Annotated in this window: 17 protein-coding genes and 1 tRNA gene; 6 read left to right on the top strand and 12 right to left on the bottom strand. The window is 49.6% G+C overall.

Going from position 1 to position 26,195, the window contains the following annotated elements:
• Positions 1-17: 17 nt before the first annotated feature.
• The 6 genes from AC27N8_RS22835 to AC27N8_RS22860 all read right to left on the bottom strand — a co-directional run bounded on the left by AC27N8_RS22835 (position 18) and on the right by AC27N8_RS22860 (position 9,371).
• Entirely contained in the window at positions 18-170 is a 153-nt protein-coding gene (locus AC27N8_RS22835) for a hypothetical protein (protein ID WP_487069699.1), read from the bottom strand.
• Positions 171-365: 195 nt separating this feature from the next.
• The gene (gene panD, locus AC27N8_RS22840; protein WP_487069700.1) at positions 366-794 is read right to left on the bottom strand and encodes an aspartate 1-decarboxylase; all 429 of its coding nucleotides are present in this window, start codon (positions 792-794) and stop codon (positions 366-368) included.
• Positions 795-979: 185 nt separating this feature from the next.
• Positions 980-1,252: a hypothetical protein gene (locus AC27N8_RS22845; RefSeq protein ID WP_487069701.1), complete on the bottom strand. Its 273-nt coding sequence runs from the start codon at positions 1,250-1,252 to the stop codon at positions 980-982.
• Between the two features lie 66 nt (positions 1,253-1,318).
• Entirely contained in the window at positions 1,319-1,795 is a 477-nt protein-coding gene (locus AC27N8_RS22850) for a hypothetical protein (protein ID WP_487069702.1), read from the bottom strand.
• Positions 1,796-2,147: 352 nt separating this feature from the next.
• Positions 2,148-5,363 carry a malectin domain-containing carbohydrate-binding protein gene (locus AC27N8_RS22855; protein ID WP_487069703.1) on the bottom strand — a complete coding sequence of 1,072 codons (3,216 nt, stop codon included), beginning with the start codon at positions 5,361-5,363 and terminating at the stop codon, positions 2,148-2,150.
• Between the two features lie 480 nt (positions 5,364-5,843).
• Positions 5,844-9,371: a hypothetical protein gene (locus tag AC27N8_RS22860; protein ID WP_487069704.1), complete on the bottom strand. Its 3,528-nt coding sequence runs from the start codon at positions 9,369-9,371 to the stop codon at positions 5,844-5,846.
• Positions 9,372-9,788: 417 nt separating this feature from the next.
• Between AC27N8_RS22860 and AC27N8_RS22865 the strand changes: the two genes are divergently transcribed.
• Entirely contained in the window at positions 9,789-10,265 is a 477-nt protein-coding gene (locus tag AC27N8_RS22865) for a hypothetical protein (protein ID WP_487069705.1), read from the top strand.
• Positions 10,266-10,332: 67 nt separating this feature from the next.
• On the opposite strand, the gene AC27N8_RS22870 is transcribed toward AC27N8_RS22865, so the two are convergent.
• Positions 10,333-10,893: a DUF402 domain-containing protein gene (locus AC27N8_RS22870; RefSeq protein WP_487069706.1), complete on the bottom strand. Its 561-nt coding sequence runs from the start codon at positions 10,891-10,893 to the stop codon at positions 10,333-10,335.
• A 185-nt stretch (positions 10,894-11,078) separates the two neighbouring features.
• On the opposite strand from AC27N8_RS22870, the gene AC27N8_RS22875 reads away from it, so the two are divergent.
• A complete protein-coding gene (locus AC27N8_RS22875; protein ID WP_487074741.1) occupies positions 11,079-12,491 on the top strand; it encodes a class II fumarate hydratase in 1,413 nt (470 codons plus the stop codon).
• A gap of 78 nt (positions 12,492-12,569) precedes the next feature.
• Positions 12,570-12,642: transfer RNA gene (locus tag AC27N8_RS22880), tRNA-Ala, on the top strand.
• 73 nt (positions 12,643-12,715) lie between these two features.
• Here the strand turns inward: AC27N8_RS22880 and AC27N8_RS22885 are convergent.
• Entirely contained in the window at positions 12,716-13,750 is a 1,035-nt protein-coding gene (locus AC27N8_RS22885; protein WP_487069707.1) for a lytic polysaccharide monooxygenase, read from the bottom strand.
• 288 nt (positions 13,751-14,038) lie between these two features.
• Positions 14,039-15,346, bottom strand: a complete 1,308-nt coding sequence (gene aspS / locus AC27N8_RS22890) for an aspartate--tRNA(Asn) ligase (RefSeq protein WP_487069708.1) — start codon at positions 15,344-15,346, stop codon at positions 14,039-14,041.
• Positions 15,347-15,388: 42 nt separating this feature from the next.
• Between aspS and AC27N8_RS22895 the strand changes: the two genes are divergently transcribed.
• A complete protein-coding gene (locus AC27N8_RS22895; protein WP_487069709.1) occupies positions 15,389-15,799 on the top strand; it encodes a hypothetical protein in 411 nt (136 codons plus the stop codon).
• Positions 15,800-15,928: 129 nt separating this feature from the next.
• On the opposite strand, the gene AC27N8_RS22900 is transcribed toward AC27N8_RS22895, so the two are convergent.
• The 3 genes from AC27N8_RS22900 to AC27N8_RS22910 all read right to left on the bottom strand — a co-directional run bounded on the left by AC27N8_RS22900 (position 15,929) and on the right by AC27N8_RS22910 (position 23,302).
• A complete protein-coding gene (locus tag AC27N8_RS22900; protein WP_487069710.1) occupies positions 15,929-17,191 on the bottom strand; it encodes an MFS transporter in 1,263 nt (420 codons plus the stop codon).
• A gap of 447 nt (positions 17,192-17,638) precedes the next feature.
• The gene (locus AC27N8_RS22905; RefSeq protein ID WP_487069711.1) at positions 17,639-19,531 is read right to left on the bottom strand and encodes a PrsW family glutamic-type intramembrane protease; all 1,893 of its coding nucleotides are present in this window, start codon (positions 19,529-19,531) and stop codon (positions 17,639-17,641) included.
• Between the two features lie 273 nt (positions 19,532-19,804).
• Positions 19,805-23,302 carry a DNA polymerase III subunit alpha gene (locus AC27N8_RS22910; protein ID WP_487069712.1) on the bottom strand — a complete coding sequence of 1,166 codons (3,498 nt, stop codon included), beginning with the start codon at positions 23,300-23,302 and terminating at the stop codon, positions 19,805-19,807.
• Between the two features lie 151 nt (positions 23,303-23,453).
• Between AC27N8_RS22910 and AC27N8_RS22915 the strand changes: the two genes are divergently transcribed.
• Positions 23,454-23,681, top strand: a complete 228-nt coding sequence (locus AC27N8_RS22915; protein WP_487069713.1) for a hypothetical protein — start codon at positions 23,454-23,456, stop codon at positions 23,679-23,681.
• A 21-nt stretch (positions 23,682-23,702) separates the two neighbouring features.
• Positions 23,703-26,141 (top strand): FAD-dependent oxidoreductase, encoded by a 2,439-nt coding sequence (locus AC27N8_RS22920; RefSeq protein WP_487069714.1) that lies wholly within the window; start codon positions 23,703-23,705, stop codon positions 26,139-26,141.
• Positions 26,142-26,195: the final 54 nt, after the last annotated feature.

Below are 26,195 nucleotides of genomic sequence, written 5' to 3' on the forward strand. Positions count from 1 at the left end.
AATACTCTTCAAAGAGATCAAGCCAGCAGACGTAGCGGCGCGGCTCCGCCGTGCTGTCTGTGACTCGTATGATTCGGCCTGGAAGCGTCTCTCAATGGAACGCCATAGGCAACGTTGCCGTACGAGTCACAGACAGCACGGCGGAGCCGCGCCGCTACGTCGGGGAGCATTGATAGTGCCAGCGAAAGGATTTTTATCCCTTTCTTAACATGAATAAAAAGGCACAAAATATCTTATTTTGTAGAATTTGTTTTATGTGATGATTGGTGAGGAGGGATTGTATACTAACTAACGTTTGTTAGGTTGGGGGTAAGTAGCAATTCATCCATGCCTTGAGGCTGAATGAAGTTGACTACTCGAAGCTTCTAGAAGAGCAATGCTTCAGCTTCGGAGACGATCTGATCTTCGAGTGTGGGCAACATTTCGATCAAAGGAACATCTTTTTTCTCGGTCAAGCGATTTTCATCATCGACGAAAACGATCTGTGGGACAAGGTTACGGATCTCTTCTTCGGTATATTGTGCATAACTGATAATAATAACTATGTCGCCCTCAGCAGTCAGACGCGCTGCGGCACCATTCAAGCAGATTACTCCAGAACCGCGGGCTCCTGCGATGGCATATGTCTCCAGACGTGAACCGTTGTTGATGTTGACAACCTGGACTTTTTCATATGGATAAATGTTTGAAGCATCCAACAGATCCTGGTCGATTGTGATGCTGCCGATGTAATTCAGATTCGCCTGAGTAACGGTGGCACGATGGATCTTCCCTTTACACATGGTACGTTGCATAAGTTTGACGGTTCCTTTCCCGTGATAAAATGATGAATATTTATTGGTGAGATACTTAAAAATGTTTATCCCTTTTGCTCACCTCTTAATAATAAACGATAACAATGCCAAAAAGAAACAACATAGGAACAAGGTAACGGTATTTGTGAAATAGTACCATTTCTGATACCAATGATTAAAACTTCTCAAGTGGAAGACTTTGTATCATCACCACTCTGAATCAGCGCCAGAATACCCCTTGCATAAGCCTCAGAGACGTTTTGGGCGTCGTACATCCCATCCTTGAGCATTAAGCGGTAGTGGCATTTCCAACGCCGTGCTGGCCATACTGCAAGCTTAATTAGCGTATACGTCGTTGTATGCTGTTCAAGCGCCTCACGTAATGCTACCTCATCATACTCGACTATCCCGGAGGAGGCCAATTGTTGCTGCATCTCCTCTGATAATTCAATCGTCATACAGATTCCCTTTTCCAAATTGTTGCTGTTATCTGTATAACGCATGAGAGAACATAAGAGATTAATCTAAGCTTTTGTCACAGTTGAAATGCCTGTGCTGATACCAATCAGACATCCCACAACAGCACCTATAGCGGAGATTGCTGGATTAGAAAAAGAGAAGACGTTGCCAAGATTCGCGATCGCTTCTTTGAATATGCTTGAAGCGTCCTCAGCACTTTGAGCGTCAGAGAACAACTGCATGTAATGCAGGTGCTCTTGAAAGACAAAGAAAAAATTAATGACAAAAATGATAATAATAGTTGAAAAAACCGCTGCCAAACTGCCTCGAATCACGCCATTGATGATTTTTGCGAGTAGACCATAACCATTCCACTGTGATTCAAGAGAGACACGAATATTTATTGGGACTGAGGGATCTTCTAAATTGTGCCGTACAGACTTTCTCTTCGAGAACGCGCTGGCAACTGTTGTTATGATGGTGATACAACCAGTGATGAACCCAATTACCACATTTGCATTGTTCAATAAGTCCATAATCATATGCAGTAATCCTCTCTGATAGAATTCACTATGATCATTCTATTTAGAATAACGCACTGCTATAGAAAAAATGTGGCACGTATTTTTTTGTAGAAAGTTGTACGTATCAAATATAAAATATAGAATCAGAATAATTTATGTGGCTTATTATTATAGTAAGGAGTAGATGAGACAGGCGGATAGAAGGGGTACTGCTATGCTAAAACTTCTAATTTTCAATTGCATCCCGAAGCAGGTATCTTTTGGATACGATCTGCTTCAGGATGCTTTCCTCGTGACATCTTTGCCAGTCAGCAGTTGTATGACGATAGCTTCCTTGCTATCTCAACGGTTGCTGTCTATACACCTGATGTTAGTAGAGTTCGATGCCGCTGATGAAGGGATTGTCAGCGGTACCCTGAGTGAAAGCAATTATGATTTGTCCACTGCCATTGGCTGTGACCGTAAACTGCTTTTGTACTGCCGTCTTATATCCTCCGGTGGCTTCGACATCAAAGTTGCTCAGGACTTGACTGCCGTTAATGGCTACGTTGAATGCGCGTTGGCCAGCTCCATGGAAGGTTAGTTCCGCCCAGTCGAGCTTGAGTGTATAAGATTTTCCAGCAGTGAGTCCGGTAAGGGTGTAGGTAAAAGAGCTATTCCAGCGACAGGTTTGCCAGACTGCCTGTGGAGCGGGATTGCTGATTGTACCGGTGTTGATCGAGGTCGAGGTATCCGAAGCTGTATTGCCCTGGTTATACCCTGTGTCGGCCACGAAGTTGCCCGATGCGCTACCGCCAGCATCGATGGCTTTTACCGGCGTTGCGGGGACTGGAGGGGCTCCAGCTGTCGCTGTCCAGAGTTCGATGCCGTTGATGAAGGGATTATCGGCGCTTCCCTGGGTGAAAGCGATCACGATCTGCCCGCTGCTATTGGCGGTAACGACGAATTGCTTTTGTACCGCTGTCTTATATCCCCCGCTGGCTTCGACATCGAAGTTGCTTAGGACCTGACTGCCGTTGATCGCCACGTTGAACGCCCGCTGTCCTGCTCCCTGGAAGGTCAGTTCTGCCCAGTCCAGCGCTACTGTATAGTTTCCACCCGCCGTCAGGCCTGGAATGGTGTAGGTGAAAGAGCTATTCCAGCGACAGGTCTGCCAGACTCCCTGCGGGACAGAAGTGCTTACTCCACTGGTATTGATCGCAGTCGAGGTATCCGAAGCCGTGTTGCCCTGATTGAAATCTATATCCCCGACAAAGTCGCCCGACGTACTACCACCGGCATCAATCGCCAGTACGCGTGTCCCGGCTGGAGTCGAGACTGGTGTGGAGGTTGGAGTCGGTGTCGGAATAGAGGTTGGAGTTGGAGTTGGAGCCGAGGTTGGCGTTGGGGTGGGATTGGTGGTTGTAGAGCCACAGTGCACATCGCTCCAGCCAGTGTTACCAGTTCCCTGCGTGACAGTAAAGGCGGTTGAGCAATTATATTGTCCGCCCAGCGCTAATCCGGTTGCGGCAACTCCGCTAAATGAGGCTGAACCAGGTGCCTCTTCCTGGATGGCGTAAGCGCCAGCGGTATTGATGGTGTCATTGCTCACGGTTGTATTTGTGATACTGTTTCCACTTGCTCCCAGAAATTGGATTGCTGAGAAGGTACTATCATCAATCTCATTGCCTGTCACATTAATCGGTGCCGGTATACTACTGTCATTAGCAAAGAGCCAGATGGCTCCATCCTCTTTCAATCCCAGCTGTGTATTGCGATCCACAGAGCCAGTGCGTTGCAATGTGTTACGTGCCACGGTTGTCGTACCACTGAGTGCGACTGCTCCATACATATTGCCAATCACTACGCCAGCTCCTGTACTGATCGTATCGGCCCCAACGTTATCGGTGACGCTGTTATTCGATCCACCATAGACGCCAAAGGTATTGGCCAGCATCGGGAGTTGCACGGTGTTAAACGCGAATGTGTTATTTTGATCCGCATTCGATAGCGAGTACATCGCCATGCCATCGTCGCCTGTATTGCGTACCTGCGTTTGTTCGACCGTGGTATGACTCGTACCCGTGTACAGATTAATACCATCGGCAAAGGTGTCACGAATGGTGTCTCCAACAATCAGCAGATCGCTGGCTGGACCATCGGTCCATATTCCTGCCTTGGAGTGCTCCATCCAGAGGTTCTGGACGACCGACCCAATGCCCAGCGTACCTCCGACGCCACTATCTACCGAGCTCTCGTTGCGTACGGTCGTTTGACCTATCACCGATAGATCGTATAGCTGGACGTTCGTCGCTCCCGATGTGCCGTACAGGCCAACGCCGTTGCCCTGCAATGTTGTATACCATGGACCCGCTCCACGCATGGTTACATTGTTCAGTGTGAGATGGCTGGTCACTGTATACGTCCCGGCAGGAATCCACACGCCTTCGCCTGCGGCTTCTGCTGCGTTAATTGCATTCTGGATTGCCTGTGTGGCATCTGCCGTGCCGGTGGGATCGGCATTATATGGTGAGGAGGTCACTGAGATATAGCCTGATGCTGGCTGTGTGTAAGCCGCAGGTACTGCGTAGAAATCAGCCAGATCAATGACATAATATGCCGCCGTATCGGCTGCGTCTATCTGCACGCGCACTTTTGTACCTGCTGCCAGGGTTGAGCCAAGCAGTACATGCGTCTCATCAAAGAAATGATGTGCGCTGCCATCACCAGGTGTGTTGTCGTAAGGATAGCCACCATATACCCAGCTATATTTGGAGGTTAATGAGAGTGCTTTACTGTATGTGCCATTGACATAGAGACTCAAAGCGGCGGTTGAACCTGTCCCGTCAGATGAATCTGGGATGCTATAACGCAGATCGATAGCATTGGCGGCCTGCGTCAGTGTAAATTCAACATATTGTCCCTGTGCGCTTAGCTTGACTGCTTTACGTCCCGATGACTCGGAGGCCGTAGTTAAATAAGTTCGATCGGCTCCGATCGTGGTCCCGTTCGTGGTAGCGTTCTCGGCTTCATATTCGACATAGGGAAGCGTGGCACCACGCGTGACCGGAGCGGTGTCGTTGGGGATACTGACATAATCCAGGCTGATGTTGCCACTATCGCCGCTGCTGTAAATGTATGAGAGCGTATTGATACCTGCGCGCAGCGTCAAATTGACTGTGCTGGCTGCCCACGTATTTCCGTTAGCTGTGGCCGGGAATGAGGCTTGCTGTTGGACGATGCCATTGACCACAATATGCAATGTTTTTGCTGCTCCAGCACTATTTGCATACTGGGTTGCCACAGCGTAGGTTCCATCGGAAGGGATATTAACCGCAAAAATAGCCTTGGCCCCGACTGCGCTATATCCATCCACATAACCGCTACCACTATATCCAGTTGCACCTGTATCTATCTTTGTTCCACTGGTGAGGTAGGCGTTCTCAGCCTCATAGCGTACGGTTGTCAGCACTGCTGTCGTTGTGGTATTGGCGGCCGACGCATTATGAGGAAGCGTTGCCAGGAGTCCCAGGGTACTCATGATCAGAATAAGCACAACAAAAATGATTGGAGTTTTTGTATGCCTGATCTTCTTTGCATCTTGCATAGCATTTAGTCCTTCCATGTATTCATACTGATCCGGTTGGAAATTTGCAATCCAACCAATGAGAAGTAAGTTTAATCACGCACAGAGGGGTAGTTGCTTAAAAACGGCGGTGCTATGATGACATCATGTCTTAGGCATGTTGTGACAACATTGCAAGCTGATGCATGCCCTGACCGTCTCTGCATGATCAGGGGTAGGACAGCAAGAGATGCAATTAAGGGTAACGTTTACCTTTTTTAGAGTAGCATAGAAATACTTGCCTGTCAATGAAGATATATTGGTGATCATGCAGAGCTGTAAAGGGACAAAGATTAGGATTCTACAAGCTGCGTTCTATGAGTATCTATGCATGAGAAGCAGTGGCAATGTATGGGGGAGTGCCGGAGAAATGAGTTATCGTTTACTTGAAATTTGTAAGGAATCTTTATTTATGCTTCCAACATGCAAAGCTCATTTGCATGTTGGAAGACCGCTGTCATGTTAACGTGTGGCGACTGCGAAGATGTGTAAGTGGTTATTGTTCGGTAGTGTGATGCTGGCTATCGGCTCGTTGTACGCTGATAGCGTAAACTCTGTATAGAAGATGTAATTTTTGATTGTTTGTTTGCTCCCTCCATGATTCCAATAGGTCGCTGTGGCGGCTATCTGATTACCATAGGCTGGCTGGAGACTACCACCGCCCAGGGCGCAATCGCTCAGACCTAATTGGATTGTTTGCGTTGTGCCATCGGCGTAGTTGATTGTCGCTGTGCCGCTGGCGTTTCCACTTACTGAACTGCCCAGGAAGGCTAGTGTTGTTGCCCCATAGGCAGAGTTCACTGGGATGGATTGTCCAACCGCATTGTAGTTATTTTGCTGGGCTCCTGTGCCACTAGGCCAAACAAAGTTGATTCCATTGAGGCTAAACATGCTACCGGATGTTAATCCTGCATTTTGGAGTGCTTGCTTTGAATAGCTATACGTACCCGATAAACTTGCTCCCGCTGTATTGCTGTCATCGCTAATGGCCGCATTGTTAAATGAGGTTGTATTGACTGGATCAGCTTTGGTGGCGACTGCGAAGACGTGCATCTGACCACCTGTGGTTGTGCTTGGAAGTTTGACGCTAGCTATTGTCTTGCCTGCTTGCAATCCCACTTCGGTCTCGAATACGAAGGTATTCATAACTTGCTTGCCACCTGGAGTATTACGATAGGGCATTGAGAAAGCTATCCGATCGCTCGCATATGGTGCCAGTGCTGCCGTGCTCAAGGTCCAATCACTGAAACTTAATTGAAATGGCTGCGTTGTACCATCACTGTAAGTGATCGTTGCCGTCCCTTGCGAGAGTCCATTGGTGGCTGAGCCCAGAAGCGCCAATGTCTGTGTATTGCTTACCGGGTTGACGGGAATTGTTTGTCCCTGGACAATATAATTATTGGCTTGACCAGGATCTGCCGCTGGCCAGATGAAGGTAGCATCATAGGCGTTGACCGATGCTCCTGGAATCAGTCCAGCTAGCTGGGCTGCCTGTGCTGAGTAGCTGTTCTTGCCATCGAATTTTCCCGCCGCCATGTTGGTATCATCGCTACTCCCGATATTGTTGTAGGGAGTGGTCGGAGTGGGATTGGTGGTGATTGCTCCCTGCTTGGTCGAGATGGCGAAGATGTGCATGGTGCCACCGGTTGTCGTTTTAGGTAGTGTCACGCTTTTGACCGTTTTACCTGCCTGCATGGCAACATCAGCATAGAACACATAGTTGGTGACAAGTTGGTAGCTTGTTGACGTGTTGCGGTAGAGGAGAGTGGCCAGTTTGCCATTGCCAAAGGAGACCGGAACCTTACCTGCGTTTAGTGTCCAGTCGCTAAATCCCAATGTGAACGTTTGTGTTGAGCCATCGGTATAATTGATGGTTCCTTTCCCATAGGAGAGCCCGCCGGTAGCGGCTCCCAGGAAGCCAAGTATGTTGGCACCTCCCAATGGGGTCACTGCGACGGTTTGTCCCGTTGGCACATAGTTATCTGGAGTTCCCGAGGGGGTATCTGGCCATGTGAAGACCATACCATTATAGAAGGTATTATCTCCCGCATTGATGCCTGCATATGTACGGATCGCGTCGGCTGAGTAGCTATCGTGATAGTTATCCAGATTCCCCAGACCTGGTTGCGTATCATCGGTGATACCGATGTTGTTGTAGCTGGCGGTGGCTGGTGGCGTTGCAGTTGCGGTTGGCGTTACTGATGCAGTTGGCGTCACCGAGGCTGTCGATGTTGCTACAGGCGTTGGTGTTGGCTGCGTTGATCCATTGTTAAGTAGGCCATAGATGCTCAGGCTTAGTGCCGTAGGAACAAATACTTCACCGTTAGCAACGATCGGAGCGGCGAATTTGACATAACTGTCTAAGGCATCGCGCCCTGGAGTCATATTGCTGTTGTAAAGCTCTTTAGAGAGGTCCGTTGCATCATAGGCATGCAGCACGCCTGGTTGTCCGGTTCCCTGCGTATTGTTGGTCCAGACAATGCCTGTACCAGCCTGGGTACCATTGGCGGAAACGATCGCTCCACCACCAGAGAATGCTGAGCTTACCGCTGATTGAGACGTTGGGGTCGTTGATAATTTTCCATTGGTGAATGAGAAGGCTTTGGTGTGATCGTTGGCACCTGTGAAGTAGACATTTCCGTTCCAGTAGGCGGGCGTGGTATAGACACCACCGACGGTGCTGGGTGGAAGTTCCTGTACGACCTGATCGATGTCGGTACGTTTTCTCTCTGTTGAGGTGGCCGCACAACTTAAGTTTGCGTCCTGAGTATATTTACCCAGGTTTGCAGTGCTGAGCACATAGATGCGGCCCTCTTTGCCTGATTGAATAAATTCGTTCGTGCCTGGCACGACTAAGATACCCCCCGAGCCCAGGTCGGCATCCGCTTGCTCCAGACAGAGCTGATTAAATGGTGAGAAGTAGTCGAGCACCTGCAACTGAGGACTGATCTTGACGATGGCATCCGCCGCATTGACTCCGCCTGCGGTGTTCAGGTTGAAGTCACCGTTGCCACTGATAAAGTAGATGTTGCCATCACTATCGGTTACCAGTGGACCACCGGCTGCCCAGATACCACCCTCGAGACCATTTGCAGTGTCATTATAAATGTATGTTTGCTTGAGCGTGCTTGTGCTGTAGCTCATGATCCAGCCGTGATACGGACCGTTATCGCAGAAGGATGCAAACGCAATATACAGGTTGCCATTTTCCATCAAGAGTGCGGCGCGTTGTCGCTCGTATTTGGGATCAAAGACAATCTTGCCATTGGCCGTGCCCGCGCCGGTGCCCGTAACTGAACCACTGAGAACAGTTGGACTACCTGGTCTCTCTTGTCCCGTTGCGATGTCCATGGCGTGAAGACGATAGATCAAGTTGCCGTTTTCTTTGGTGTAGGCGACCAGATACATGGTGTTGGTCGTGTTATCGATGACTGGTGTCCCTGTGATCCCGATACTCGGAACCATATCGTTGCAGTTGACGTCTATGTTGGTGGGAGGCGTGGCTCCGTTTGTCAGAAATGATACCTTCCAGAGTGCCTGTGTTGAGTTTGTCTGGTCGGCGTCAAAGGCGTAGACGCTGTCATTCTCTGTTGCCACAATCACAACATTATGGGTTGCTCCATTGACAGTCAAGTTGGGTATATAGAGAGGCTGCGCATAGATTTGCCCATCAACTGGATAAGATATTTTTTTTCCAAAAGTTGATTTATTGACGTTACTGGTATTTAGAATAGTTTCGTTGGCATCCAGGCCAGTATGTCCATTATTATATTTATAGTTTTCGACGGCTGTATTATCAGGTGCCGCCGCATGGGCAGATTCTGACTGTACAAAGTTGAAGGTGAGAAAGGTTCCTCCAGCTACGCTTAGTAGCGCAATCATACTCACTGCCAGAAAGAGTAAAGGATGCCTGGCGTGGGAATTGCCAGCTGATCTTTGTAGGCGAGAAATAAAGGAATAGTTTTCTCCCGGTGAACTTGAGGGCATCATCCATAATCTCCTTGATAAAAAAATCATTCTTAAGTACGTTTAGTTAGATGCCTGATTCTTTCTATCTAGTTATACTGTTCACAATGGTCCATATTGTGTGGTTGTAGATTTCTAGATATGCCTTGATAGAGAAAATAGTGAATGATTGGAATGGGGTAACATTATTATAATGTAATATATAAATTATATAAAGCATAAATGACAACATTCTGACTGTAAATAGCCACAAAGTACTTTATTTGTCACTTTGTCCGTATATTTTAGTAGGATTTGTTTATGATAGTTGCCATAATTAACAAGGTGATTGCTGATTGTCTAAGCTATTCACATGATATTTACTTTGTTAGCGTTTCTTCGTGCTTTAATGGAGATTATTGGTGAAAAGGGTTAACGCGTGAAGGAAAATAGGAAGAAATTATGAAGAGATCTCTGTTTATAAGCCTTTTTGTTGTTTTGGTAGCTCTGTTTTGTATGTCATGCAGCGATGCCCCTGGACAATCAGCAGCTACTATCCCATCAGCCGTACCATCCACACCGACACCGACACCCACGCCCGTTGTGAGGCCCCAGGCGGCGGTCAAAAGTATTCCCACGGTGGCTGAATATTATCAGGCCGTCAAGGAAAAAAATTATGCTCTGGCGTATTCATTTGTTGCTGCCAATGCCAAAGGTAGCAGTGGACAGGCTTTGACTGAGGCTACTTTTATGCAGATGGCTCAGGCTTCTGATAGTGAAAGCGGGGCGATTGTGAATGTGACGATCGATCCTGCTTCAAATGATTCTACACAGATCTTGTTGACGATCGATCGGAGTTCAAGCCTGCACTATCACGCTCATCTTACGATGAAACTGGAGGGCAAAACCTGGAAGATCATCGCTCTGGATCGTGTCTAGTGAGATAGTTGCAGTGGAATTATTTTTACGAGTAATTCCACTTTGTATGCTTATCAGTACTCTCTTATCAGGCGATGTTTTTTAAGATGCTTCCAGCATCCAGGGGGCTGAGCGTTTCGAAGTCGGTGCGCGTCAGTTTCCGTGGAATAATTGCGAAAGGTCCTGCCCATTGTCTGGCCTGTTCTTCAAGCCAATCAAGCGCTGCAAAGGATTGCTGGCGTGACTCCTCCACCAGAGGGAATTTTTGTGCCGCTCTCTCAAAGACCTCTTGATCCTTTGTATAGACACTATAATCCTCGCGCACCACAACATCTATATAGAGGTCCGTATAAATTAACTCGCGCGTGCTATTCGTATAATCTGAGCGTGGTAAAACCACATCGCAGTAGCCGCTGATACAATTTCCCTCTTCATCGTATCCGGCATGAATCGTAAACCAGGCGTCCGGCCAAAAGTAGCTCAGTTGATGCTTCGTTGCGATCCATGTACCTGGCTTCCAATGCATCTGCGTACCGATTGGGGTCCAAATGACAAAATAGTCTTCGCTGGCTGGTATGTGATAGCCCTGCCAGCTGGCCCACTGATCACCATCTACAAGCATCTTGCGAATCGTTGCCTCAAGTAACATGTTTTTATCCTCTCGGTAAACAACCAGACGAGTTTATCTCTACGAATTATAAACGAAGATCATAGCGCCATACAAGTCAATGGGATGTGGCCCTTCTCCCCGCAGAGGATGGAGCGCGCACGAGCTATGGATGATATAATACCCACAGGTTATGTCATGCTCGAAGAGGAGGTTTTATGTCGAATATGACTCAAGATACACGCGTGGAACGCGACTCTATGGGTGAGATGCAGGTTCCCGTTGAAGCATATTATGGAGCCAGTACGCAACGTGCTGTTTTAAATTTTCCCATCAGCGATCTACGTTTTCCGCGTGAATTTATTCGCGCTTTAGGACAGATTAAGCAGGCGGCCGCACAGGTGAATGCGGAGCTGGGTCACGTTGATACACAGATTGCCGAGGCGATTGTTCAGGCGGCCCAGGAGGTCATCGATGGTGCCCTGGACGAGCATTTTGTGCTCGATATTTTTCAGACCGGTTCAGGCACATCCACCAACATGAATGCCAACGAGGTTATCGCCAACCGTGCCAGCGAACTGCTGGGAGGCTCACGTGGCTCGCGCAAGGTGCATCCCAATGATCACGTTAACTTTGGGCAGTCTTCCAATGATGTGATTCCTAGCGCGATTCATCTCTCGGCATCGATTAGCATTGAGCAGCATTTGATGCCGGCTTTGTTGGGACTCCAACAGGCACTGTCCGCTAAAGCTGAAGAGTTTATGCCAGTCGTGAAGACCGGGCGCACGCATTTACAGGATGCAACTCCCATTCGCCTGGGACAGGAATTTACCGGCTATGCCGGTCAGATTGAACGGGCGATTATTCGTCTGAACCATGCGCAAAGCGAGCTCTCAGAGCTGGCTCTGGGTGGCACCGCCGTCGGTACTGGTGTCAACACTGATCCCGTTTTTGCTGCGCGTGTCTGTGAGCGGCTGACAAATCTGAATGGCATCGAAGTCAAAGAGACAAGTAATCATTTTCAGGCTCAAAGTACGCTGGATAACATTGTGGAAGCCAGTGGTGTTTTGAATACGATTGCCGTTAGCTTGATGAAGATTGCCAACGATATTCGCTGGTTAGGCTCTGGACCACGCGCCGGCATTGGCGAGATCGAGCTTCCTGAGGTACAACCTGGTAGCTCAATTATGCCTGGTAAAGTGAATCCTGTGATTGCCGAGTCCGTCTGTATGGCCTGTGCTCAGGTGATTGGAAATCATGCGACGGTGACTGTAGCCGGTCAGGCTGGTAACTTCGAGATCAATGTCATGATGCCCGTTGCGACCTATAATCTCTTACAATCGATTCGCTTGCTGGCGTCGGTGGCACAGAACTTTACCCAGCAATGCATCAAAGGCCTCAAAGCTACCACGCGTGGACCTGAGATGGTTGAGCGCGGCCTGGCCATCTGTACCTCGCTGGCCCCTGTGATTGGCTATGATGCAGCCGCAGCTATCTCCAAACATGCCCACAAGACCGGTCAATCGGTGCGCGAAGTTGCCCGTGAAAAAACAAGCCTTTCGGAAGAAGAGTTGGATCGTATTCTCGATCCCGAAAGCATGACCCGTCCTGGCCTGGAAGGTGGTCCCAGCGGCGGCTAATACTTGCGGTTAAAAATGCTTGAAAATCTTGTAGAGATAGTGTATAATTATACCTTGTGAGAGCAATCTCACAGGTATGGGCTTGTAGCGCAGTTGGTAGAGCGCCTCCATGGCATGGAGGAGGTCAGGAGTTCGAGTCTCCTCAGGTCCACCCAGTAAAAGAAAGCCGTTCCATCATCTGACGGAACGGCTTTCTCTTTGGTTCTGCCTGGCTATTCGATCGATCAGCTACAGGCGATGCCGTTCAGCATGACCGCGCTCGGGGGCGGGCTGGCGGAGCCGTTAGCATTATAGTTGACGATGACTGAGGCACCTGAGGGTAGTGTACGATTCCAACTTGGAGCGTCTGCCATCCCCATCGTCCCATCCTGCGTAATCGTTGCGTTCCATCCGCTGGTGATCGTTACTCCGGCTGGTAGTGTCCACATAATTGTCCATGGATCGAGTCCCTGGAGGCTGGTGTTTTTCACTGTGATGGCTGCCTGATAGCCGCTTCCCCAGTTGGAGCCGATGGTGACTGTCGCGGTACATGATGCTGGAGGTGTCGGTGTCGGTGTCGGTGTGGGAGTTGGGGTCCCTGTTCCTCCGCCACTTGTGAAGATCACATCGGAACATCCATAGAATGTCTCGGTACTATCCGAGCGCGTCCAGACTGAATAGATGATTTGTCGTCCTGTCAGGCCAGCGGGTATCTGTCCGCTCATGTGATAGGAGCCATTGACTACGGGAGGCTGGACCGCTGTCAGGAAGGGTGTCGCCTGTAAGTTGTCCCATGTCAGCGGTTTGGTGGGATCGTAGGTGCTATTCGTGACGAAAAATGTGAAGGTGCCTGGATGAGGTGCCCAGGCGGCATATGTAAAGTTGTATTGTGCACCAGATTGTAAGGTTGTCGCAGGCCAATCGTTGCGAGCAGCATCATAGGCTGCGTATTTTGTATTGCCGCCACTACAAAGCTGACCATCGGGGATAAAGCCACGCGTCCGGCCTGCGCCATCTGAGCGTAGCACCGCGAACCAGTCATAGAGTGGTTGCGTGCCTCCCAACGCTACTGCCGCTTTGCACGCGGCGGATTGGGGATTTTCTGGCCCTTCTTCGTAGCATTCATATGTTCTGCTGGCGGGCGAAGTCATTGCGCCGTGTGCCAGAGCAGTGCGTACTGGACCAGCAACCGCTGTGATTAGTGTGACAGCTATCACTGTCAGGATCATCACACCCAGCATCCATTTTCGTCGCCTGTGATGAGATATCTTCTCTGCCATAGTAAAGCTCTCCTTGCTATCAATCTGAACTCGTTTTCGGATAAAGCAGACAAGCGATACAAGCCAACACCTCTGTGTATATCGTGTCACAATAAATAAGAGATGGAGAGAGTACAGCGGAGTACTCCTCATTTAAACATAGATGAATACTCCATTCATTGTCAACAAAATATCTCTCATGAAGAAAAACTGGAGAAATACATATATGCACGACTCGGTACCGGTACTTTCCCGAACCGTGCATACTATCCAAGAAACGTGGAGAAGAGCTTATTATCATCTAATCTGTCAGGGCACCAGCCGATGCATATCACGCGGGAATGTCGCCACCAGCTTCACATTTTGCATCCCCAGAAGTTGCATCAGCAGGCGCTCGGAGCCGATGGCGAAGCCACCATGAGGAGGCATCCCATACTTGAAAGCCTCCAGGTAGTAATCAAACGGCTCCGTGGGCAGATGAGCTTTATCCAGCGCTGCGAGATAGTCCTCATAGCGATGCAGCCGTTGTCCGCCAGTTACCAACTCGGTGCCCCTGAAGAGCAGGTCGAACGAGTTTGAGTACTCGGGTCGCAAGGGATCTGGATGCGTATAAAATGGTCGTTTCCGCATTGGATAACCTGTCACAAACAGAAAATCACTGCCAAACTCTTTGAGTGCCCAATCTCCCAGCCAGCGCTCGTCCTGCGGCGACAGATCTGGCTCGCCCCGGACATCCACCTGATGGAGCTTCAGAATAAGTTCCTGCGCGTCGGCAAAGTGTATCGCCGGGATTTCGCTCGGGACAATGGGCATATTCACCTGTAAAAGCTCTAGCTCCGTGCGATAGTCCTGATCAAACTTCTCAAGGATGTGTGCCAGTACATCTCGCAGCAGCGCCATGACCGTAAAATGATCTTTGATGAAACCGAATTCTGCATCCAGACTGACATATTCGTTCAGATGCCGTGTCGTATCGTGAGGCTCTGCTCGAAACACCGGACCAACTTCAAAGACGCGCTCAAAGACACCTACCATGATCTGTTTATAAAACTGTGGACTTTGGGCGAGATAGGCTGGACGACCAAAGTAGTCGATCTGGAAAACGTTAGCTCCGCTTTCGGTGGCGGCGGCCACAATTTTTGGCGTTTGAATCTCCGTAAATGATCTGGATGTCAAGATGTCCCGAAAACTTGCCATGATGCCTGCATGGAGTCGGAAAATTGCGCGTCGCGTCAGATGTCTATTAGTGACAGGGGCATGATCAAGCAATGTAGCTGGTTGCGCATTGAGTTTGCGCTTATTGAGCAAAACTGGCGGCGTTTCTGAGACAGCATTCATGACCTCTATGGAGAGTTCATGGAGTTCTATCCCGCCGGGAGCCTGCTCCGAGCTTTCGACCTCTCCCTCGATCGTCACAATACTCTCGACTCCAACGCCGTCAGCCTGCAATGGGAGCATTTCAGCATCGGTCTCGGCCACAGCCTGGACGATCCCCCAACCATCGCGGATTACCAGGAAATTGATGCCTCCCATGCGTCGCATCGATTGTAGCCAGCCGGATACGCGTATCCGTGTGCCGATATGAGCTGCCATCTCATTTGTGCGTAGACGTTCCATTTGCAGACTCTCCTTTCTGTAAGAGCAAGATACGTAAAAAAAATGCAACAAAAAACCCTCATCCTGCCAGGAGGACGAGGGCGCATTTTTTCGCCTATCGTGGTACCACCACCATTCATTCCACTTTATCACGCTGTCAGTCTGACATCGTATCTGCTCGTAGAGCAGCCAGAGCGACAACATCATGGAACCTTAATCGTCTCGGTCTTATCGGCAGTATATCTCTCAGCTATCCAGATAAAGACGAAGACGTTGCGCGCTAACGGGCGCATCTCCCGAAGACCAGCTACTACTTTATGGTTCACTGGTTGGCTCATAGGGGTCATTAGATGTAGGCAGATCGCCATGTTTTCAGCCGGGACATCGCTCTCTAAAAATCTGCTGGATACTCTAACCTATCCTATTCATAGCCTGTTTAGTATTTTGTTTCTATTCTGCAACTATAACATATAATCCTCTCATCGTCAAATTAATGAGTTTGGGGGCGTCCCATCAAAAAGCTTGACTTTTGAGCCAGAATATGTTATTATGTATAGGTAATCGCGAGGAGCCAGATTCTGGCTCCTCTTTTTTTATCTCTTCTTATACCTCCAGAGTATCTTGCTGTAGCGGAACCTTTTTGCTGAGCCCCAACGCTCGTGCAAAGAAAATGAGACTTGGTGTCAGGATTGCGCTGGTTGTCAGCAAAGCTGCCTGTAGCGAGACAAGTGTCCCGATATATCCCACGGCTGGCCCGCCTGCGATCTGTCCCATGGCGTCGACCTGACCAAACATAGAGATAATTGTGGCTCGCCTGCGTGGATCGCTATGCTGAGTGATCCAGATCATCTGCAAGGGGGCGACCGCACGCCGTCCGATACTGGCGCACCAGAAGGCGATCAAAGCCAGCGAGAAGCTGTTGGAGAGCGCAAAGACGATGATGCTTCCAACTAAGAGTATCTGAGCCGCGAACATTACCCGCACCATCATAGATTGATTATCTGTTTTTACGCTACGTCGCACAATCTCTGTGGCTCCAAGGCAGAGAACAAATGAGCCCGCATTGATGACCCCAAACCAGACCAGCTGGTTAAGATGGATCAACGCTGGGAATGTGAAATCCTGGATGAAGTGATCGGTTCCCAGGCGGTCAAAGCCCTCGCTGGCCATGGCTGAGAAGACTGTGATCCAGAGGATAATCTGGAGCATGCGACTTTGCCTGACAGCTTTTCCTCCATCTATCAGAGTCGTCACCAGAGAGCGCCAGGAGCCACGTTCAGCGCGAGGTGCTGGCTGAAAATGCTGCTCTGGCATATATCTACATAAAAGCAGCGCCAGCAGCACAAACAGTGAGCCTCCCAGCACGATTGGAATATTCAGTCGATAGCTGACAGCCAGCCAGATACTCAATGGGATACTGAGCAGAGAAGCTATCTGCCCAACCTGATTTCCTCGGATAAAAGCCTGCCCGACCTGTTCTTCGCCCATTTCGTCGGCGCACCAGGCCTCTTCTGCGCCATTGACGAAGGTTATGCCGCAACCCCAGAGTATCTGAGCCAACAGGATAGCTAGAAAATGGGGAAAGAAGCCTTCTACCAGGAAGCCGATACCCATCAATAGATAGCCAATCACAACAGAGTTGCGCCGACTATAGGTATCTGCGAGCACGCCAGTAGGTATCTGACTGATAAAGCAGACGGACTCCAGCGTCGTACCGACGAGGACAAGTTGTAGTGGATTAAGCTTGACGGTCTCGATCTGATATAACAAGTTGATCGTCGTAATCAGACTGAAGGCAAAAGAGTTCAGTCCTGAGATCAACATATAGCTTGCAAACGGATGAAGTTTACCCGATCTGAAAGACATAAAGAAGCACTCCTCAAAGTTGTCATAGGGATCGCGTGACAACGAAAACATGAAGGGAAGAGTGCCTACCTGCTAGAAGTCCTTATGGAAGCCGCCATCTGGATTGAAGAAGGATCTATACTCTAAGAAAATAGCTTCTCTGGTTTATCTGAAGGAGCACTCAACCCACATATAAATGCTGGAGATATGGGTAGAAAAAATGATCAGTGCTCTTTGCATCGAAAATACTCCTCAAATAAATCACTATTAATCTCAACTTCTCAAGCGTAACATACAAAGTATTGCTCAGTCAAGCCGAAAGAGGTCGAGCGAAGCGAAGACCATGTAGCGTCGGACGCTTGCGTACGATGTCCCACTCGACGTATGATCAGGCCCGCCAGCGTGGTGTGCCAGGATGCTGCTGTCTCGTACGTCGAGTGGGACATCGTACGCAAGCGTCCGACGCTACTAACGTGTGGGTAAAGGATTTGTTAAGGGACGCTGTGCTGCTTCGTCTGTTTGTCTTGTCTCGATCTGGCCCCTGGCCTGCCTTGGACGCCAGAAGGTTCTCTTCCCGCTGAGTTTCCCTGTCACAAAGAGGAAGAAAATGATCATCAGAATGGTCTCTACGGCGGAAATGATTAAGATCGATGGCAGTGGATAGCCACCAATGTTGATGACTCCTTCGTTGAGATAGGGACCAATCGGGGCTGGTAGTAGCTGGAAGAGGAATGTTCCGTTCCAGATGGCGTGTTGCAGGATTGCATAGAGGCAGCAGCCTATTCCAATCAGAATGCGCCTGTGAGCGACCGATTTGCGATGGGTGATAATGTACCATCCTAATGCGGTCATGCCAGCGCCAAAGCTATGGAGCAATCCCGCCGAGCTGCGTTCAATGGCGATATCTACCCAATCCTTATAGCCCATGCCGATATAGCCCGATGTTTCAATCAAATCAAAGCCGATACCGCACGCCATGCCTAAAATGAAGGCTTCGCCTGCGCTACCGATACGTCCAAGCATTGTGAGGACGGGCAGCGGCTTGACACCTTCTTCGACAAGCGGTGCTAAGATCGATACGACTAAAAAGAGATAGATGATCTCACCTGGCGTGCCTGGCAGGTTTGAGCTTGTCAGCGAGTAGTTATTAATTTGTAGGATTTCTTGTATTGCTGTTCCCAGGAGACCTTCCAGGATCATGGCAAAGAGAATCGCCGCCGTTGCTCCTGATACCAGAGCTACAGAGAGCCTGCGCCAGGTTGTTGACCAATGGATATCGCCAGTTTTGTGTACGCGCCAGATGCCCAGGGCCAGGACAACCAGGGCGGGCAACAATCCTGCCAGTTCAATCATCAGCACCGCCAGCCAGGTCATATTCACGATCTGCACATCGCCGCGGAATAGTAAGCCGATGGCTATGATCCCCACGTAAAGTACCAGGAAGATGACAAACCAGGGAAGATACAATTTTCCTAGCCGCAGCGAGGGAAGCTTGAATTCGAACGATTTCTTTTGTAGTAGCGCCATAATGCTGTGATAAGTGCCGATGATGCCACCACCCAGACCCGCGATCGTGAGTGCTGTAAACAGAGTAATCGAACTAAAGCTGTCTTCAGGTGAGAGTGATTGGCTCGATGCAAACAGGACAAACAACAGAGCAATTGCACAGACCAGGCCGACAATTCCTGAAATGATTGAGCATATAAGCGTAATAATGGCAATTGTTAGCTGATACGCATCGCGCTTGGGGCGTGCAGGCCACCCATAGCCTCCGTAATAGCCGTACGGGGGATAACCGTAGGGGGGAGAGCTATATGGATACGGTGCATAGCCGTTATGACCGGGTGCGTAGCCGTTGTAATAAGGGCCATACGTATTCCCTGGATAAGGTTGTCCTTGATATTGGGGTGCATATCCATTATATGGGCCATGCGATTGAGTTGTGCCATATCCGTAGGGTTGTCCCGAAGGCTGCCCATATGAAGGGTAGTATTGTCCGTTAGGCTGTCCTGGTTGAGCATACGGCTGCCCGGCAGGAGGCCTGGCTTGAGCATATTGAGAACCCTGGGGCTGATAATATGCTGACGCGGGCGGTTGCATCGTTCCCTGTTGCGGCAGCTGAGGCGGATATCCTGGTTGCGGCTGTTGTGGTTGATATGCTGGTCTGGCTGCCGCTACAGGCGGAACTCTCAGATGTCCAGAGACATGCTCTCGATACTTCGGTTCTAGCTCTTCAGCAGGCAGGTTCGCTGTCAGCCGTGACTGATACGGATCATTCTTTTGTTCAGATGAGATTTGCGTTGTGTCAGATTCTGTCTGTTTATCAGAATCTGAGGCTGAGCCCTTATAGTCGAAGCCCACGATTTTATAACCTTTTCTGCTTTTTATAGATCTATCAATCAAATATTATCTATTAACAAGTATACGTGTCAGGAAATACTAAGGTTTCCCTTAGTATAACGACTGGAGAGGGAACCTGTCAAAAACTGTTGAGCATACAAGTAGCGTTGTGCCCTCGGGCACAATGTCCCAGTAGCTCGTACGAGACTGCACGATCTTGGCGAGCCACGCTGGTCTGCCTGATCGTACGTCGCGTGGGACATCGTGCCCGAGGGCGCGACGCTACTTGAGTTGTTATGCGAGCACTTTTGCCTCGACCATCCCTGTTCCTAATTCCTCCTCTAGCCGCTCGACAAGCTCGCTGGAATAGAACATGGTATTATCCTGAGGGGTGAGACGGATCTCCCATTCGCCGTTGGCAACCAGGATTTCGTAGTGATCGCGTCCAGGGCGTTCGCTCAAGTAGCGCTTGATATTCTGAACTTTCATGATATCGTTTGAAACTGAGCGATCGTCGTTGCCGGTCAGTTGTACTTTGAGCCAGACCATATACTGTTTCCGGTTCATCTCTTGCTCGACTGCCTTGAACTCGGTGACGCTATTGCAGAGGATGCCTGGTTCATCGCGTCGTACCTGTACCTCGCCGCGCACTATCACAACTGTATCTTCTACCCACAGCTGTGATGTCTCTTCATAGGCTTTGGGGAAGACGGTGACCGTGATCATCCCGAACATGTCCTCTAACTGTACGATACACATGGTATCGCCTTTTTTGGTCGGGATACGCCGTGCCTCTTTGACCGTGCCACAGATGACGACTTTCTGCTTATCCAGAGCTTCCGTAATATCGGCAGTCGTGTGGGTTGTGCGATCTTTAATGAGATCTGCAATATATGAGAGTGGATGCTTGGAAATATAAATACCAACCAGTTCCTTCTCCCAGGCCAGGAGCTGCTTGCGTGGTACCTCATCTGCGTTTTGATTCAGGGCAAAGCTTAATGAGCTACTGATCTCTTCCATCTCGCCAAACAGACTGATCATACCACGATCCTTCGCGGCGCGTTCGCCTTTGCCGAATTGCATCGCTCGCTCGACGGAAGCCAGCATCTGATGGCGTTTGTTGGCACCCTCAATCGTGTCCAGCGCACCGGATTTGATCAGAGTTTCAATCGCTCCTTTTCCCACCGCTTTAGGATCAACACGCGTGCAGAAGTCTGCCAATGACTTAAAGGGACCTCCCGCATTGCGTGCGCGTACGATCTCATTGATCGGTCCATCGCCAATACCCTTGATTGCCAGCAGGCCAAAGCGTACACAATCCTTTTCGACGGCAAAGCCTCGCTCGGATGCGTTGACGTCGGGACCAAAGACCTCCACCTTCATGCGTTTGCACTCAGCCACTGCGTTGGAGATCTTCGTGGCATCCGCAGCTTCAGCCGTCATCGTAGCGGCCATAAATTCAGCCGTATAATTGGCTTTGAGATAGGCTGTATAGAAGGAGACGACCGCGTAACTGGCTGCGTGAGCTTTATTGAACCCATAGCCACCGAACGGCATGATGAGTGTGAAGAGCTGGTTGGCGACCTCTGCCGAGACATTATTTTTGACGCAACCTTTGACAAAGTCGCTTTTATAGCTCTCGACTTCGTGCATGATTTTTTTACTGAGCGCTTTACGGAACTTGTTGACCTTACCCCATGAGAAACCTGCCAGGTGAACGGCAATCAGTAGCACCTGGTCCTGATAGACGATGACTCCGTAAGACTCGGCCAGCCATTCTTCCAGACGCGGATCAAGATAGGTAATCTTTTTGCGTCCATGTTTTGCATCAACGAAATCGGGAATACTATCCATCGGGCCTGGACGATAGAGTGCGACCATCGCCGTGACATCTTCGATGCAGGTTGGTCCCAGCTGCTTGATGTATTCGCGCATCTTGGCACCTTCTAACTGGAAGATACCGGTCGTCTCTCCAGCGGCCAGAAGCTCAAACGCTTTCGCTCGTTTCTTATTTTGCTCCTCATCATCGGGGACCTCATCGAGCGGTAGCTTCTCGAGGTTAATCTCTTCACCGCGTGATTGCTTGATGAATTTGAGCGCATTATCGATAATCGTCAGGTTGGAGAGGCCCAGGATATCATATTTGATTAATCCTAGCTCTTCCAGATGGGAGTGCTCGTATTGCGTGGAGTAGCGACCTTCACGCGTTTGTAAGGGCACAAATTTATCGAGGGCTTCGTTCGCAACCAGGACACCGGCAGCGTGCACACCTGTGCCGCGCACCGATCCTTCTAACTGCAAAGCCATATCCAATAGCTCTTTGACTTCGCTATCGTTATCGCGCAGATCGCTCAACTCCTTCACGGAATCCAGCGATCCCTGCAGCGTCACTTTTGGACCAGTCGGCAACAGGCGAGCGATGCGATCGCCGAGAGATTGTTTCTCCAGCACGCGAGCTACGTCGCGGATCGCCCCTTTGGCTGCCATCGTCATAAATGTCGCCATTTGTGCCACGCACTCGTGGCCGTACTTGTTTGACAGATAGCTGATCACTTCTTCACGCCGATCGTCTGGGAAGTCCATATCGATATCGGGCATATCGTCGCGCTCAGGATTTAAGAAGCGTTCAAATAGGAGGTGATAACGTAACGGGTCGACGTTGGTGATGCCCAGTGAATACGCCACGACACTTCCGGCGGCTGAACCTCTGGCGAGACAGCGAATACCATTGTCGCGTGCCCATCCGACATAATCAGCTACTACGAGGAAGTAGGGCACAAAGCCCTTTTGGATGATGATACTTAGCTCATAATCGAGCTGGCGTTTGATATTATCGGTCATCTCCCCGTAGCGATAGCGGATGCCAGCTTCGCAGAGCGCGTACAGATATTCTTCAGCATCCCGATACTGTTCCGGAACGTCAACGGCGGGGAGCTGTGCTTTATAGGCGAAGGGATCAACTTCACAGCGCTCGGCCAGGCGTACGGTATTGAGAAGAGCATCCTCTAATTCGGGGAAGAGCTGCTGCATCTGCTCTGGACTGCGCAGAAAAAACTCGTCGCTCTCAAATTTGAAGCGCTTGGGATTATTAATGTTTCCTTGTGTCTGCACGCAGAGCAAAATCTCATGCGCTCGCGAATCTTCGTGATTTACGTAGTGCAGATCATTGGTTGCGAGCAATGGCATCTGGAGCTCTTTGGCCATCTTATAGAGGTACTGGTTCACATTTGCCTGATCTGGATAGCCTCGATGATCCTGGATTTCTAAATAAAAGTTATTTGGTCCTAGCGCATCGCGAAACCAGCGTGCTGTCTTGTAAGCCTCATCTATCTTACCTTCGATCAACAGCTGTGGTATCTCACCACCCAGACAAGAGGAGGTCGCGATAATGCCTTCGCCATATTGTTGTAGCAATGCTTTGTCGATACGAGCGCGGTTCGCATGCATACCTTCGGTGTTGGCGAGAGTCATCAATTTCATCAAATTGCGATAGCCAGTATTGTTTTCCGCTAACAATAGGAGGTGATAATAGCGTTTATCGCCTTGTTTGAATTTTGGCTTGTCTTTGTGCTCAGGGACACAATAGCTTTCGACGCCCAGAACAGGATGCACACCGCCTTTCTGACATGCTTTATAAAATTCGAGAGCGCCATACATCGCACCATGATCGGTAATCGCCAGATGGTTCATGCCGAGATCTTTTGATTGTTTGACTAACTTCTTGATACGACTAAAGCCGTCGAGCAATGAGTATTCTGTATGAACGTGTAAATGTGCAAAATCTGCCCCCATATTAAGATATCCTCCAGCTAAAAGAAATGCATAAGTAGAAAAATTTAGAATATGATCCTTTTAGTATGCAAGGATTTTTGGCAGAGGGCAAGATTTTAGACGAATATCTGTTTTTAGTACCGGTCATAGGAAATGGGTCATGGTGTATCACATGGATGAGCAATTTTATGCTATCTCTGGTAAGATATCTTATAAGTATAAGGACAGTGAGCCGCATTATATCCATCGCGATCCAGGGCTCACGTGCTTCAAGGCCATCTATTGGATAGTTGTACGTGGTGGCGGGGATGGTGACGATCGTGGGGACTTGTCTCTCTTCAAACGTGTGGCGGAGGCTTCTACCTGTTTTGTCTGCTTTATCCGCTTAGCCGTGGTTTGACGATGAATTCTGGGGACGTACATGGCTGATCAGATTTCGTTTTTGATTGTTGGTAATGGCATTGCAGGGATTACTGCCGCTGAGACGTTGCGTAGTGAGGCTCCTGAAGCAACTATTGGCTTGATTTCTGATGATGGACATCCTGTCTACTTTCGGCCCGCCTTGAAAGATTATCTGGCGGGGCGCGTGACTGAGGAGAAGTTACTGGCTCGTCCAGTAAAACATTATCGGAAACAACAGTTTCATCGACTGCCCGAACGTGTGGTTCGCGTCCATGCCGCTGAACATATGGTCTCTCTCAAGGGCGGTGGACAGGTGAAGTATCAGAAGATGCTGCTGGCAAGCGGTGGGCGTCCGATATCTTTGCGTTGTCCCGGTACCGATCTGCGTGGCGTTATGACGTTACGTACAATTGAGGACTATCAGGCGGTGCTTGAGCGCTTACCGAAAGTGCGGCGTGTCGTTGTCTGTGGAAGTGGCACTCTGGCCCTGGAGACGACCGAGACGTTGCGCCATCGCGGTTTAGAGGTGTCGCATCTGATTCGGAAACGTATCCTCTGGTCTGAGGTGTTGGATGCGACCGCTTCCGATCTGGTCTTGCAGGAGGAGCGTCGCTCGGGCGTGGATGTACGCCTGGAGACTGAGATTCAAGAAATCATTGGCTCAAAAGGCACTGTCTCTGCGGTGGTCACAAATGCTGGTGAGCGCATCGCCTGTGAAATGGTCTTGATTGCGATTGGTATCGAGCCAGCGATCGAGTATCTACGCGATAGCACAATTGCTTACCAACGTGGTATCTTAGTCGATGCATATATGCGTACCAATGTTCCGGACATCTATGCTGCCGGTGATGTCGTCGAAACTATTGATGCACAAACCAAACGAGCACGCGTGATTGGACAATGGTATCCAGCGATTCAGCAGGCACGGGCAGCTGCGTATAGCATGCTAGGGATTCTGGATACGACTCAACCTTTTCACGCCGAAACGTTTTATAATGCTACCTTTCTCTACGGTCTGCCTTTTGCTTCAGTGGGGGTTACGAATGCTAAAGGGTACCGTGAGTTGCTTGCTGCTCCTAAGCCGCGTACGTATCGGAAGGTGTTGCTCTGTGATGGGGTGATGGTAGGGATGATGGCTCTGGGTGATCGTAAACATACACTGGCTTTCAAGCGAGCGATTGATCAGAAGGTAAATCTTGACGGAGTAGTCTCTTCCCTCATGAATGAGAGTTTTGATTTGGCTGCGTGCCTGGATAACTGGAATGTGCCCCCTTTAGTCCTGGGTGTTAGGAGGGCAGAAGATGCAGTTACTAACCAGGTTATTGCTGCTCCCATGAAACAGGATCTGGAGCAAGCTGGAGAAGATTCTATGTTGAGTGAACTGGCTTCATCTGAGCATACGGAAGCTTTTCTTGTCCACATTGTTGACAAGCAACTACCGCTACGCGTGGCTGAGAATCTTTTGAGCCGGGATATTGTCCTGACCGTGGGACGTCAACCCGGCGTTAATCTGTTTGTGAACGAGGGATCGGTATCACGTCATCATGCTCAGCTTGACTATCATGATGGACAGTACTTTCTGCTTGATTTGAAAAGCCTCAATGGGACCTTTATTAATGGGAATCGTCTTGAAGCTGAACGCCCTTATCCGTTACAGGTTAATGATATCATTCGCTTTGGTAATATCGTCTCTTTCCGCTTCTTGCTACGTACTCTTGACCTGGGTAAATCTTCTGCCAGGAGTCCCCAGAAGCCTGCGACACCTGTGGTTACGCCGTCTAAAGTCAGTAACCCGATGCTACCTCTAGAGATTGCTCAACCTTTACCTCCTGCTGTCCTGGCTGCTTTGAAGCAAACACCTGCATTAGTTATTCTACCCGTCAATGCCAAAGCCCAGAAACAGCCGCCGCAGGTCTATCTTTTGCAGTCAGAAAAGCCTGTCACGATCGGTCGCGACGTCGGTAATGAGGTCGTTGTGCTGGATATGATTGTTTCACGCCGCCATGCCGAGGTCTTTTCTGCCTCGGAACGCTTTTATATTCGCGATGTGGGTAGTAGTAACGGGGTTGTGGTGAATCGTAGTCCTATTGATCAGCCTTATCTGCTCTCTCATGGAGATAATATTATTGTCGGCAATACGATGATTTTCTTTGTGGATCTACAATCCGGGCAGGAAAATACTACGCGCCATACCAGTGTGCCAAAACCTGTGATACCTCCACCTCAGGCGGCGGCGACCCGTCCATTGTCGCAGATGTCGACAACAGCTACAAGAAGCCTGGAGACGCAAGTCAGAGTTCCGGTCGCGGCGCCTCCCCCGCCTGATGTCGCACCTCCCAGGGAGACGCCCAGGCCCTCGAACCCCACACAGGTGATTGTGTGCTCGCGCTGTGGCGTCGTCAACATGCCGGTCGCACGTTTCTGTGCAGGTTGTAGTGCCTTGTTACACATCTCGTAGATGCATATGTTTCCATGTATTGTTTTTGTAATGCGGCTACCTGGTCCTTGATCG

The sequence above is a fragment of the Dictyobacter sp. Z7_2 genome (assembly GCF_057551105.1).